General features: G+C 67.8%; 10 protein-coding genes. 5 read left to right on the forward strand and 5 right to left on the reverse strand.

Annotation, left to right across the window (positions count from 1 at the left end; all coding sequences use genetic code 11):
- The first annotated feature begins 40 nt into the window (after nt 1-40).
- The 4 genes from pstS to pstB all read left to right on the forward strand — a co-directional run bounded on the left by pstS (nt 41) and on the right by pstB (nt 3919).
- Nucleotides 41-1153 (forward strand): phosphate ABC transporter substrate-binding protein PstS, encoded by a 1113-nt coding sequence (gene pstS / locus NAM01S_RS26935; RefSeq protein WP_157107924.1) that lies wholly within the window; start codon nt 41-43, stop codon nt 1151-1153.
- Nucleotides 1154-1244: 91 nt separating this feature from the next.
- A complete protein-coding gene (gene pstC / locus NAM01S_RS26940) occupies nt 1245-2219 on the forward strand; it encodes a phosphate ABC transporter permease subunit PstC (RefSeq protein WP_097247867.1) in 975 nt (324 codons plus the stop codon).
- Entirely contained in the window at nt 2219-3124 is a 906-nt protein-coding gene (pstA, locus tag NAM01S_RS26945; protein WP_174554867.1) for a phosphate ABC transporter permease PstA, read from the forward strand. Before pstC ends, pstA begins: the two co-directional genes overlap by 1 nt.
- 18 nt (nt 3125-3142) lie before the next feature.
- Entirely contained in the window at nt 3143-3919 is a 777-nt protein-coding gene (pstB, locus tag NAM01S_RS26950; protein WP_067790438.1) for a phosphate ABC transporter ATP-binding protein PstB, read from the forward strand.
- A gap of 772 nt (nt 3920-4691) precedes the next feature.
- Here pstB and phoU read toward each other — a convergent pair.
- The 4 genes from phoU to NAM01S_RS26970 all read right to left on the reverse strand — a co-directional run bounded on the left by phoU (nt 4692) and on the right by NAM01S_RS26970 (nt 10821).
- On the reverse strand, nt 4692-5354 hold the full coding sequence (phoU, locus tag NAM01S_RS26955) for a phosphate signaling complex protein PhoU (protein ID WP_067790441.1): 663 nt from the start codon (nt 5352-5354) through the stop codon (nt 4692-4694).
- Between the two features lie 160 nt (nt 5355-5514).
- Nucleotides 5515-8199, reverse strand: a complete 2685-nt coding sequence (locus tag NAM01S_RS26960; RefSeq protein ID WP_253798626.1) for an LCP family protein — start codon at nt 8197-8199, stop codon at nt 5515-5517.
- Between the two features lie 252 nt (nt 8200-8451).
- Complete coding sequence (dusB, locus tag NAM01S_RS26965) at nt 8452-9594, reverse strand: tRNA dihydrouridine synthase DusB (protein WP_067790445.1); 1143 nt, start codon at nt 9592-9594, stop codon at nt 8452-8454.
- A 384-nt stretch (nt 9595-9978) separates the two neighbouring features.
- Nucleotides 9979-10821 carry an SDR family oxidoreductase gene (locus tag NAM01S_RS26970; protein ID WP_084483348.1) on the reverse strand — a complete coding sequence of 281 codons (843 nt, stop codon included), beginning with the start codon at nt 10819-10821 and terminating at the stop codon, nt 9979-9981.
- 234 nt (nt 10822-11055) lie between these two features.
- Here NAM01S_RS26970 and NAM01S_RS26975 point away from each other — a divergent pair, with 234 nt between their 5' ends.
- Nucleotides 11056-11709, forward strand: coding sequence for a hypothetical protein (locus tag NAM01S_RS26975; RefSeq protein ID WP_084483337.1), 654 nt, complete (start codon nt 11056-11058; stop codon nt 11707-11709).
- 72 nt (nt 11710-11781) lie between these two features.
- Here the strand turns inward: NAM01S_RS26975 and NAM01S_RS26980 are convergent, their stop codons facing one another.
- Nucleotides 11782-12747 (reverse strand): acyl-ACP desaturase, encoded by a 966-nt coding sequence (locus NAM01S_RS26980; protein ID WP_067790586.1) that lies wholly within the window; start codon nt 12745-12747, stop codon nt 11782-11784.
- Nucleotides 12748-12805: the final 58 nt, after the last annotated feature.

The following is a 12805-nucleotide window of genomic DNA, read 5'->3' on the forward strand; positions in this document are numbered from 1 at the left end:
TGAGGGACCGGGCGTGTCGGACGCGATTCCCGGAGGAATAGTGAATCTCAAGCGCAGCAGCGCCCTGGTCGGTGTGCTGGCCGCCGTCGCCATGCCCCTCGTCGCCTGTGGCAGCGATGACAACACCACCGGCGACGCGAGCAACGCCGCCAATTCCAACGTCGCCTGCGGCGGCAAGGAGTCGCTGAAGGCCAGCGGCGCCTCCTCGCAGAAGAACGCCATGGAGCGCTTCATCGCCGCCTACGAGGCGAACTGCGACGGCTACACCCTGAACTACACCTCCAGCGGCTCCGGCGCGGGCGTCAACGAGTTCATCGGCGGCCAGACCGACTTCGGTGGCTCCGACTCGCCGCTCAGCTCGAAGAAGGAAGAGCCCGCCAAGGCTCAGGAGCGCTGCGGCGCCCCGGCGTGGAACCTGCCGACCGTCTTCGGCCCGATCGCCATCACCTACAACATCGACGGCGTGACCGACCTGGTGCTCGACGGCCCGACCGCCGCCAAGGTGTTCAACGGCGCCGTCACCACCTGGGACGCCCCCGAGATCAAGGCGCTCAACCCGAACGCCAAGCTCCCCTCGGAGAAGATCGCCGTGATCTTCCGCTCCGACGAGTCGGGCACCACCGACAACTTCCAGCTCTACCTGGACGCCGCCGCCGACGGCGCGTGGGGCAAGGGCGCCGGCAAGACCTTCAACGGCGGTGTCGGCGAGGGCGCCAAGGGCAACGAGGGCACCTCGGCCGCGATCAAGAGCACCAAGAACTCGATCACCTACAACGAGTGGTCCTTCGCCAAGTCGCAGAACCTCTCCGTCGCGCAGATCGTCACCTCCGCGGGCAAGGACCCGGTGAAGCTGTCGGTCGAGACCGCGGGCAAGGCCATCGACGGCGTGAAGATCAAGGGCGAGGGCAACGACCTGGTCCTCGACACCAGCTCGTTCTACAAGCCGACCGTGGCGGGCTCCTACCCGATCATGATGGCGACCTACGAGATCGTGTGCTCGAAGTACAGCGACCCGGCGACGGGCGAAGCCGTCAAGGCGTTCCTGACCTCCGCTGTCACCAACGGCCAGAACGGCCTGGAGGAGAACGGGTACATCCCGATCCCCGAGCAGTTCAAGACCCGCCTGACCACCGCGATCAACGCCATCTCCTGATCGCAGAACAGTCATGACCGTGCACCCTGAGGTGACCGCCCCGGGCTCGTCGGATTCGACGGGCCCGTCGGCGGCTGGAGATACTGCGCAGATGCCGAGTGATACGAACACCGAGCCGGCCCCGGTGAAGAGCCGTCCGCCCCACAGCCAGCGCGCCGAGGTGGTTTTCCGCTCGCTCGCGACGGCCGCGGGCGCGATCATCGTCGCTTCCATCGCGTTGATCGCGTTGTTCCTACTGATTCGCGCGGTGCCTTCGCTCAGGGCCGACCAGGTGAACTTCTTCACCAGCACGGAGTTCAGCACCAGCAATGCGGACAACCTGCGGTTCGGCATCCGTGACCTGCTCATGGTCACGGTGTTGAGCTCGATCTTCGCGCTGGTGATCGCGGTGCCGATCGGTGTCGGCATCGCACTGTTCCTGACCCACTACGCGCCGAAAGGGTTGGCCCGTCCGTTCGCGATGCTGGTCGACCTGCTCGCCGCGGTGCCGTCGATCGTCTTCGGCCTGTGGGGATTTCTGGTGCTGGCGCCGGAGCTGGAGCCGGTGCAGCGCTTCCTGAACGAGAACCTCGGCTGGTTCTTCCTGTTCTCCGACGGCAATGTCTCGATCTCCGGCGGCGGCACGATCTTCACCGCGGGCGTCGTGCTCGCGGTGATGATCCTGCCGATCATCACCTCGGTCTCGCGTGAGGTCTTCAACCTGACGCCGGTCTCGCACATCGAGGCCGCGCAGGCGCTCGGCGCGACCAAGTGGGAGGTCGTGCGGATGACGGTGCTGCCCTACGGGCGCAGCGGCGTGATCGCGGGCTCGATGCTCGGCCTCGGTCGCGCGCTCGGCGAGACCATCGCGGTGCTCGTCGTGCTGCGTACCTCGGCACAGGCGGGCGGCTGGTCGCTGTTCGACGGCGGCTACACCTTCGCCTCCAAGATCGCTTCGGCGGCATCGGAATTCAGTTCGCCGCTGCCGACCGGTGCCTACATCGCGGCGGGCTTCGTGCTGTTCGCGCTGACCTTCGTGGTCAACGCGCTGGCCCGGCTCGCGGCAGGCGGAAAGGTGAACGGCTGATGGCAACGCTGACGAAGTTCGACCAGCCGGTGAAGGCTCCGACCTTCCGGCACGTGAGCACCTCGCGGCGGCTGAAGAACCACCTCGCCACCGGTCTGGTGACCGCCTGCTTCGCCATCGCGCTCGTGCCGCTGTGCTGGGTGCTGTGGATGGTGATCAGCAAGGGCATCGGCGCGATCCTGTCCGTCACGTGGTGGCAGAACTCGCAGAAGGGCATCCTGCCCGACCAGTTCGGCGGCGGTGTCTACCACGCCATCTACGGCACCATCGTGCAATCGGCGGTCGCGGCGATCATCGCCGTGCCGCTCGGCGTCATGGCCGCGGTCTACCTGGTCGAGTACGGCCGCGGCAGGCTCGCCAAGGTCACCACGTTCATGGTCGACATCCTGGCTGGCGTGCCGTCGATCGTCGCGGCGCTGTTCATCTTCGCGCTGTGGATCGCCACGCTCGGCGCGCCCCAGAGCGCCTTCGCGGTGTCGCTGGCGCTGGTGCTGCTGATGTTGCCCGTTGTGGTGCGCAGCACGGAGGAAATGCTGAAGCTGGTGCCGGACGAATTGCGCGAGGCCTCCTACGCCCTCGGCATTCCCAAGTGGAAGACGATCGTGCGGATCGTCATCCCGACCGCCGCGCCCGGCATGATCAGCGGCACCCTGCTCGCGCTCGCCCGCGTCATGGGCGAGACCGCGCCGGTGCTCGTGCTCGTCGGCTACGCGAAGTCGATCAACACCAACCTCTTCGACGGCAACATGGCCTCGCTGCCGCTGCTGATCTACCAAGAGCTGGCCAACCCCGAAGCGGCGGGCCGCGAACGAGTATGGGGCGCGGCGCTCACGCTGATCCTGCTCATCGCGCTGCTGTACCTGGCGGCGGCGGGCGTCAACAAGCTGCTCACGCGGAACCGATAGAAGCGAACGGATATTCAGATGGCCAAGCGCATCGACGTCAAAGACCTGAACATCTACTACGGCAAGTTCCACGCGGTTGCCGATGTCTCGCTCACCGTGTTGCCGCGCAGCGTGACCGCTTTCATCGGCCCGTCCGGCTGCGGTAAGTCCACCGTGCTTCGTTCGCTGAACCGCATGCACGAGGTGACCCCGAGCGCCCGCGTTGAGGGCGCCGTGCTGCTGGACGGCGAGGACATCTACGGCGCCACCGTCGACCCGGTCGGCGTGCGCCGCACCATCGGCATGGTGTTCCAGCGGCCGAACCCCTTCCCCACCATGTCGATTCGCGACAACGTGGTGGCCGGGCTGAAGCTGCAGGGAGTGCGCAACAAGAAGGAGCTCGACGAGGTCGCCGAGCGCTCGCTGCGCGGCGCCAACCTCTGGAACGAGGTCAAGGACCGCCTCGACAAGCCGGGCGGCGGCCTGTCCGGCGGTCAGCAGCAGCGTCTGTGCATCGCCCGCGCCATCGCGGTCTCGCCCGACGTGCTGCTGATGGACGAGCCGTGTTCGGCGCTCGACCCGATCTCCACGCTCGCGATCGAGGACCTGATCACCGAGCTGAAGAAGGAATTCACGATCGTCATCGTCACGCACAACATGCAGCAGGCCGCGCGTGTGAGCGACCAGACCGGCTTCTTCAACCTGGAGGCCCAGGGCAAGCCGGGCAAGCTGATCGAGATCGACGACACCGAGAAGATCTTCTCCAACCCGGGCCAGAAGGCGACGGAGGACTACATCTCCGGTCGCTTCGGGTAATCACTTCGCTCGCACGCCTCGCCTGCTTTTGGCGACTGGCAATCCAAGGCCTGCTCGACATGTCGGGCAGGCCTTGTCTTCAGTTGATCGCCCACGCTCTGGGATCGGCCGAGGTGTGCTCGAGTCATTGTCTCTTCCAGCGCGGTTCGGTAGGCTGCGAAACAAGGGGGGGTCGAATGACGCGACCTCTGGAATCTATTGAAGCGAAAGAGGATTCGTGATGGCAGTACGATTGTTCTCCGGTGCGTTGGTCGGTGTGGCCGCGATCTTGGCCACGACGATGCTTGCCCCGCAGGCTGAGGCTGCGCCAACAGCGCCTTGCGATGCGTATTCCGTTGGCAACACTCATTACGAGGGCACGACGAAGTGGATCTGTTACTCATTCGGCCGGGGCTCGTACGGATGGATCGTCGCCGGATAGTGACAGGGGCCGTCGCGACGTGAGTCGTTGAATCAGGCCGCGAATAGTTTGTGCAGGCGCTCGGCTGGGGCTTCCCAGCCGAGCGTTTTGCGTGGGCGGCCGTTGAGTTCCGCGGCGACGGCATCGCACCGCGCGGTCTCCCCGAACTGGGGCGTTGCGACGACCACTAGGCCCCAAGAGAAAGTGCCGGGGCCGATTTCGTCGTTGTCGGTAGCTACGGTTCGAAGGGGCGGTGGCGGATCGAGCCGCATACAGCTCGGCCCCGGCGTGTTCGCCGGGGCCGAGGAAGTGTTCGCGATCCGCGCGTGCCCTCTGCTGTTGCCCGGCAGCAGTGCGCGTCGGGCGGCGCGTTCAGGCTTCGGCGTCGGGGTCCGCGGGGAGCACGCCGGTGACGAGGAAGATGACCCGGCGGCCGATCTCCACCGCGTGGTCGGCGAAACGCTCGTAGTAGCGGCCGAGCAGGGTGACGTCCACCGCCGCGGCGACGCCGTACTTCCAGTCCCGGTCCATCAGCAGGGTGAACAGGTGGCGATGCAGGTCGTCCATCGCCTCGTCGTCCTGGTTGAGCTGCGCGGCGCGCTCGGGGTCGCGGGTCTCGAGCACTTCCTTGGCGCCCGCGCCCATGTTCACCGCGATGCGGCCCATCTCGGCGAAGTAGCCGTTCACCGATTCCGGCAGCGCGTGGTTCGGGTGGCGCCTGCGGGTGACCTTGGCTACGTGCAGGGCAAGCGCGCCCATCCGGTTCACGTCCTGCACGATCTGGATGGCGCTGACCACCTGGCGCAGGTCACCGGCGACCGGCGCCTGCAGCGCGAGCAGCGCGAACGCCTTCTCCTCGGCGTCGGTGATCATTTCGGCGATCCGGTCGGACTCGGTGATCACCTGCTCCGCGAGCGCGAGATCGGCCTGTAGCAGCGACTGGGTGGCCCGGTCCATGGCCGTACCCGCGAGACCGGCCATCTCGCCCACCAGGTGGGCGAGATCGGCCATTTGCTCGTTGTAGATGACACGCATAACAGCAGACACTAGTTCCCGGCGCTGTCCAAGTCACCAACGGAGGGTGAATGGCCGGTGCCTCGGCGTCCGCGCAGCTACACCGAACGCCCCGGCAGACGTTGTCGATATGCTTCAGGAGCGGGCGAGAGTGACCGGTGTCACCGCTACGCTGGATCGCCTACTTGCAGATTTCGTCGGCCGCGTTGACGTGTTCCAGGTCCGAGGGCAGTGCGGTAGGCGTCGAATCCGTAGAGGCGCTCGTCACGACATTGGTGATCTGATCACCGACCGGCGTCGGTGCCTTGACGGTCACGCCGTTCGCCGAGTCGGCTCCGATGACGACCTCGACGATGCCGCCCAAGTCGTCGGCGGCTTCGATGGTCGCGCCGGGGATCGCGGTGGCCACGGTAGCCGCCGCGGCCTCGAGGCCGGCGCCGTAGCGGACCTTCGTGGTCGCCGAGGTGCCGTTGACGTAGTTGGTGACGTTGTAGATCGAAAAGCCCTGGTTGTCCAGCTTGGTGGCCGCTGTGCGGGCGAGACCGTCGTACCCGGAGCCGTTGGACACCAGCAGCGAGACGGTACCGGGGTCGACCGCCACGTACTTGGGCGGCTCCGGCGCCGCGGAGGTACTGGCCGGCGCATCGTCGTGCGCGGTCGGCTTCTCGCCCGGCAACGGCTGATCGTCGCGGATGGCTTTGAAGATGGCCTTGATGTCGGACTCGCGGGGGATTTCGTTGCCGTAGGCCGTGGTGCCCGCGGTCGGGACGGTGATGAAGGTGACCGCGCCCGCGTCGACCTTCTGCAGCGAACGTCCCAGCATCAGCAGGTCGTTGGGTTCGACCGCGTCCACCCACGTGTGCTTGCTGAACGCATCGATGAAGTTCTTCAGCCTGCCTGGATCGAAGAGGACCTTGCTGGACAGTGCGCCGCGCAGCAGCGAGGCCAGGAAGCGCTGCTGCCGGTTGATGCGGTCGTAGTCGCTGCGTTCCTCACCGTAGACGTGCCTGGCGCGCACGTAATTCAGCGCCGTCTCGCCGTTGATGCGCTGTTTGCCCGGCTGCTCCAGGATGGTGCCGAGGACACCGTCGATGAGTGGTTTGGTCGCGCAGACCTCGACGCCATCGATCGTGTCGACCATGGTCTCGAAGCCGGCGAAGTCGATGCCGATGAAGTGATTGATCGAGGCGCCGGTCAGTCGCTGGATCGTGGTGAGGAGGCATTTCGGTCCGCCGAGGTTGTAGACGGCGTTGAGCTTGTCGCCGATCGCGGCGGGGAAGGTCTCGTTGGTGTACTGCTCCTTCTCGTTGTCCCACCCCTTGCACTGCGGCCTTGTCACATCCAGGTCGCGAGGGAAGGACACGACGACAACTCGGTTTCGGGCCTTCGGGATGTGCACGAGCATGGTGGTGTCCGCACGGGATCCCTCGGCGTCGTCCAGGGTGCCCGCGCCCAGTTGACCGTTGACGCCCGCGCGGGTGTCGCTGCCGACGAGCAGATAGTTCTCGTCACCGAGCTGGGCGTTGGAATCGACGATGTCCTCGGAGTTCTCGTCGAGGGCGGAGACCTGGGTGAAGCTGTTGGTGGTCGAACGCACGTAGCTCCAGCCGCCGCCGGTGATCAGCAGCACCAGCACCGCCACCAGCGTGGCGGCCGCCCGGCCCGCGGTCTTCATCCGGCGGTTGCGCCGCTGCTTCGAGGCGGCGAGGCGGGACAGCGGGGGGCTGCCGACGGCCTTGGGCGGCGCCGCGATCTTGGACGCCGACTTGGCGGCGGGGGTCGCGGCGGACTCGGTCGTCGGCCATTTCGTCGTGGCGGGTTCGGGCGTCTGCGGCTCGTCGAGCGGCGGCAGGATGTCCGTGACCTCTTCGGGCTCGGCCGGTTCGGCGACCCGGCGCGGCGGGGCGGAGGGTGAGGCGCCGGTGATGTCGTCGACGACGGCGGACGGAGCGCGTCGCTGTGTCGCTTGCCTGGCCGGTGTCGCCGGTGCCGCTGCTCGGCGCTTCGTGGTCTCGTCGGGCCTGCCCGCCGGTGCGGACCGGGTGGGCGCGGCTTCGGGAGCGCGGCGGGGTGGCTGTGCGGCGTTGCGTAGCGATGCGTCCGGGGCGGGGCGCTGACCATCCGGGCTGCGCTTGGGTCCGTCGCCGCGCTGTGACCCAGCCGGTGTGCCGCGCTGTGGTCCATCGAGCGGTGCGCGCTGAGGGCCTTCGGGGGCGGCGCGCTTGGGTCCATCGGCCCGCTGTGCCCCAGCCGGCGCACCGCGCTGTGCGCCGTCGACCGCGCCGCGCTGATGCCCATCGTGCGCACTGCGCTGTGCCCCATCGTGCGCACTGCGCTGTGGTCCGTCGTGCGCACTGCGCTGTGGTCCGTCGTGCGCACTGCGCTGTGGTCCGTCGTGCGCACTGCGCTGTGGTCCGTCGAGCGCGCCGCGCTGTGGTCCATCGAGCGCCCCGCGCTGAGGCCCTTCCGGCGCCTTGTGTTGCGGAGCCTGGTGCATCCCGCGCTGCGGACCTTCCGGCGCGCGGCGTTGCTGCGGGGCAGGGCTCTCGGGCGCGCGGCGCGGGGACTCGGCGGGACGGGGTGCGGCGGCGTGGGATGGGTGCTCCGGCGCGGTCTCGGCCCGGCGGTTCGGGTGGCCGCCACCGTTGTCGGCGCGGCGCCTGCGGCCGGTGCGCTCGTTGTCGACCTTCTCGACCAGATCCTGGACCGTCAGCGGCGCGGAGCCCGCGTCGGCCGCGGCATCGGCGTGCCGGGAGCGGCGGGACGTGCGTGCGCCATCTCGTTCGGTGTTCTCCGCCGTGGGATAGCGCTCCCACGGGGCGCGACCTCCGGGCCGTGGCGTGCGCCCGTGCCGATCGTCACCCACCAACGAACCTCGCTTTTCGTCTTTGCTGCCCGCCGGCGCCGAGCTCGACCAGCATGACCGATTTCGCCAATGATAACGATTCCGCCACGGCGGGCCAGCCCGGAGCGAAATCGAATTGCCGCAAAGCCGTATCCCAATTCGCTGTTGATCGGTAACCGAATGGTAGCGAAACGAGTGGCGAAACAGCTGGTACTCGGACGATTCCGACGTGTGTCGGTTTGCCCGCGTCAGCGGCGGCGGAGCTGCCCCCGATCAGCCTCCGCTGTGCATCACATCGGCAGCCGTCGGCACCGCCGGATCGTCGGGATCGTCGAGCCAACCGTGCGGCAGCGCGACCTTGCCTGGCGAACCCTGCCGCCCGCGCGGTCCCTCGGCGTCCTTCGGGAACGGCGCGGTCGGGTCGAGCTTGCCGATCAGGTCGCCGAGTTCGGTGAGACTCGACACGGTGGCGAAGGCGCGGCGCAGATCCGCGCCGACCGGGAAGCCCATGAGGTACCAGGCCATGTGCTTGCGCAGATCGCGCATGGCCTTCTCCTCGCCGAGATGGTCGGACAGCAGCGCGCCGTGCCGGTGCAGCACCTCGCCGACGCGGCCGAGATTCGGCGGCTCCGGCAGTGCCTCGCCGCGCAGCGCCGCTTGCAGTTCGGCGAACAGCCACGGCCTGCCGAGGCAGCCGCGCCCGACGACGACGCCGTCGCAGCCGGTCTCGGCCATCATGCGCACCGCGTCGTCGGCGGAGAAGATGTCGCCGTTGCCGAGCACCGGGATGGTGGTCACCGCCTCCTTGAGCCGGGCGATGGCCGACCAATCGGCCTGGCCGGAGTAGCGCTGGGCCGCGGTGCGCGCGTGTAGCGCGACGGCCTTGGCGCCCTCGGCCTCGGCGATGCGGCCCGCGTCCAGGTAGGTGAGGTGCTCGTCGTCGATGCCGATGCGGAACTTGACCGTCACCGGCACGCCCGCCGGTTCGGCGGCGGCGACCATGGCGCGCACGATCTTGCTGAACAGCGCCCGCTTGTACGGCAGCGCCGCGCCACCGCCGAGCCGGGTGACCTTGGGCACCGGGCAGCCGAGATTCATGTCGATGTGATCGGCCCAGCCCTCGCCGACGATGATGCGCACCGCCTCGCCCAGCGTGGCCGGGTCGACGCCGTAGAGCTGCATCGAGCGCGGGTGCTCGTCCTCGTCGAAGGACATCATGTGCAGCGTCTTCTCGTTGCGCTCCACGACAGCGCGCGCGGTGATCATCTCGCACACGTAGATGGAGGTGGAGCTGCCGAACTCGCGACACAGCTTGCGGAAGGCCAGATTGGTGATGCCCGCCATCGGCGCGAGCACCACCGGCGGGTCGACCGGATACGGCCCGATCCGCAGCGTGGTCGGCGCCTCGGTAGTCATCGTCACGCGTTCCAGTGTCTCATCAGGGCGTGCTCGACCCGGCGGCAGCGTGGCGTGACGTGCGCTGATTCACTGGGCGCGCCGTGCCATCGGCGCCGAGCGAGTGGCGCAACCGATCGATGTGGGGCGAGTGGCCCGCGGATCAGCGCCGAGCGAGTGGCGCAATCGATCGATCGGTGTGGGGCGAGTGGCCCGCGGATCAGCGCCGAGCGAGTGGCGCAGTCGATCGGTGTGGGGCGAGTGGCCCGCGGATCAGCGCCGATCGAGTGGCGCAGTCGATCGGTGTGGGGCGAGCGGCCCGCGGATCAGCGCCGATCGAGTAGCGCAGTCGATCGGTGCCGAGCGAGCGGCCCCACGAGTCAGCGCCGAGCGAGCGGCACGTGCTCACTCCCCGCGCAGTCGCCGGTGATAGATCTCCCGCACCGCCTGATCCGGCTGCGAGTACGCCGTGGTCGCGCCAGTGAACTTGGCCACGGCGAGCTGCACGCGGTAGGGCAGCAGCTGGGTGGACTTGATGATCGCCGCCAGCCTGCGCGGCACCGTCACCAGCGGACGGGCCCGCCGCACGGTGTCCACGATCGCCGCCGCGACCTGGTCCGGATCGACGGTGGTGAGCGGCTCGATCCAGTTCGGCATGTTCGCGCCCGCCGAGAGCTCGGTGCGCACGATGCCGGGCAGCACCGCGCTCACCTGCACTCCGTGCTCCTTCAACTCCAGGTGCAGCGCCGAGGTGAAGCCGACCACCGCGTGCTTGGTCGCGCAGTAGGTGGCGAGGCCGGGGAAACCCTGTGTCCCGGCGAGCGAGGCGATATTGATCAGGTGGCCGCTGCCGCGCGCCAGGAAGCGTTCGGTGGCCAGCCTGCTGCCGTGGATGACGCCGCGCAGGTTGACGTCGATGATCCGTTCGGTCATCGCCTCGTCCTCGTCGGCGAACAGTCCGGTCGGCATGATCCCGGCGTTGTTCACCAAGACGTCGAGCGGCCCGAGCTGGGCCTCCACCGCGTCGAGGAAGGCGGCGAAGGACTTGCGATCGGTGACGTTCAGCGGCAGGCCGACGACACGGGCGTCCGGGTCGGCGCCGAGTTCGGCCGCGGTCTTCTCGACCAGCTCGACGTCGACGTCCCCGATCGCAACGGCGGCCTTCGCGGCGAGGAACGCCTCGGCGGTGGCCCGACCGATGCCGCGCGCGCCGCCCGTGATCGCCACGACCTTGCCCGCAAGAACCACGCCCGCAGCCATGTCGGCCTCCCTCGTCGATCTCCTACCTCACGGTAACTTCGGCGGCACCTCGCTCGCGGCCGAATGCGCTCGACGGCTTAGTCTGGGACAGTGGGTCGCGGGGTCATCCCGACGGCCGCTCGCGGGCCCAGCCCGCGGCGATATCGGTAACCCAGCTGTGACGCCCACTGTGACCAGCGGTTATAGCGCCAACGCACCATCAATACGACATCGGAGTACCCATTGCCTGCCGAGGACATCGAATCGGGCGCGTCTCGCGACGAAGACAAGGCCACCACCCCGGAACAGCGTGCGAGCACGTCGGACGTGCGTCTCGACAAGAAGGACGATCCCACCCCCGCCCCGAAGTCCGGCGCCACTGTCTCGATCCCGGTGTCGTCGGTGCTGTGGGGCGCGGCCGTAGCCGTTCTCGCCGTGCTGACCGTGCTGTTCGGCGTGCTGTGGTGGTCGGCCAAGAGCGATCTCGACGAACAAGCTCAGCGCGCCGCCGACGATCGCCGCGCCGAACAGGTCGCCACCGATTACGCGGTCGGCGCGGCGACGGTGAATTATCAGGACATCAACGCGTGGATCGGCAAGCTGAAGGCCAACACCACCCCGCAGCTGGCGAACAAATTCGACGCGACAGCGCCCAAGCTGGAGCAGATTCTGGTTCCGCTGAAGTGGACGTCCACCGCCTCGCCCATTTCCGCGAAGGTCGTTTCCGAGGACAACGGCGTCTACAAGGTGAATGTCTTCGTGAACGTGAGTTCCACGAATGCGCAGAGCCCGGAAGGCGCGCAAACCACGGTCACTTACAACGTCACGCTGGACGAGAACTCCGACTGGAAGATCACCGATGTCGGCGGCACCGACGGCGCATTGCCGTTGAACTGAATACGGGTCGGACAAAAGCAAGCGCCGCCGCCGGAATCATTCCGGCGGCGGCGCTTGCTTTTACGGGTGCGATCAGATCGCGGCGGCACCCGCGAGTTCGCGCTTCTTGGCTTCGCGGGCCAGCATCCGGTCGCGCTGCTCCTCGAACTTCACGACGTCCTTGCTCAGCTTCTCCAGGAAGTTGCCGAGCCGCTCACGGACGGCCTCGCCGCGCGGAGTGAAATCGTCGCGCTCGAAGATGTTCCACTTCTTCAGCACGGGCTCCACGACGTCCTCGAGGTGCTGGCGCAAGTCGTAGATGCCGTGCTTGGCCATCAGCACGCCGTTGCGGCGGAAGTTGGGCATGCCCGCGCCGGGCATCTGGAAGTTCTCCAGGATCAGCGTGATGGCCTCGAGCGTCTGGTCGGGCGCCAGGTCGAGGGCCGCACCGCACATGTTGCGGTAGAAGATCATGTGCAGGTTCTCGTCGGCGGCGACGCGCTGCAGCATGCGGTCGGCGATCGGGTCGTCACAGACCTTGCCGGTGTTGCGGTGCGAGACGCGGGTGGCGAGTTCCTGGAAGGTCACGTACGCCACCGAGTGCAGGAAGCCCGCGTCGGCTTCGGTGGGGGAGGCGAAGCCGTTGGTCATGTGGACCATGCGGGCCTCTTCGAGGGCGACCGGGTCCACGCCGCGGGTGACCACCAGGTAGTCACGCATGACGATGCCGTGCCGGTTCTCCTCGGCGGTCCAGCGCCCCACCCAGGTGCCCCACGCGCCGTCCTGCGAGAAGTTCTCGGCGATCTCACGGTGGTAGGAGGGGAGGTTGTCCTCGGTCAGCAGGTTCGTGATCATGGCCGCCTTGGCGACCTCGCTCAATCGAGACTGCTCCGGGTCCCAGTCGACACCGCCGAGTGCCGCGAAATTGCGGCCCTCGTCCCACGGGACGTAGTCGTGCGGATGCCATTCCTTTGCCAGGGAGAGGTGCCGGTTGACGTTTTGTTCGGCAACCGGCTCCAACTCCGTGAGCAGCTCGAGTTGAGTCAGATCCCTTGCCATGTAATAGCCCTTCATTGAGTGCGTGCACGCTTGCAGGTCGTCCCCCCGGGTAGACCGT

Source organism: Nocardia amikacinitolerans NBRC 108937 (assembly GCF_001612615.1).
GTDB classification, from domain to species: domain Bacteria; phylum Actinomycetota; class Actinomycetes; order Mycobacteriales; family Mycobacteriaceae; genus Nocardia; species Nocardia amikacinitolerans.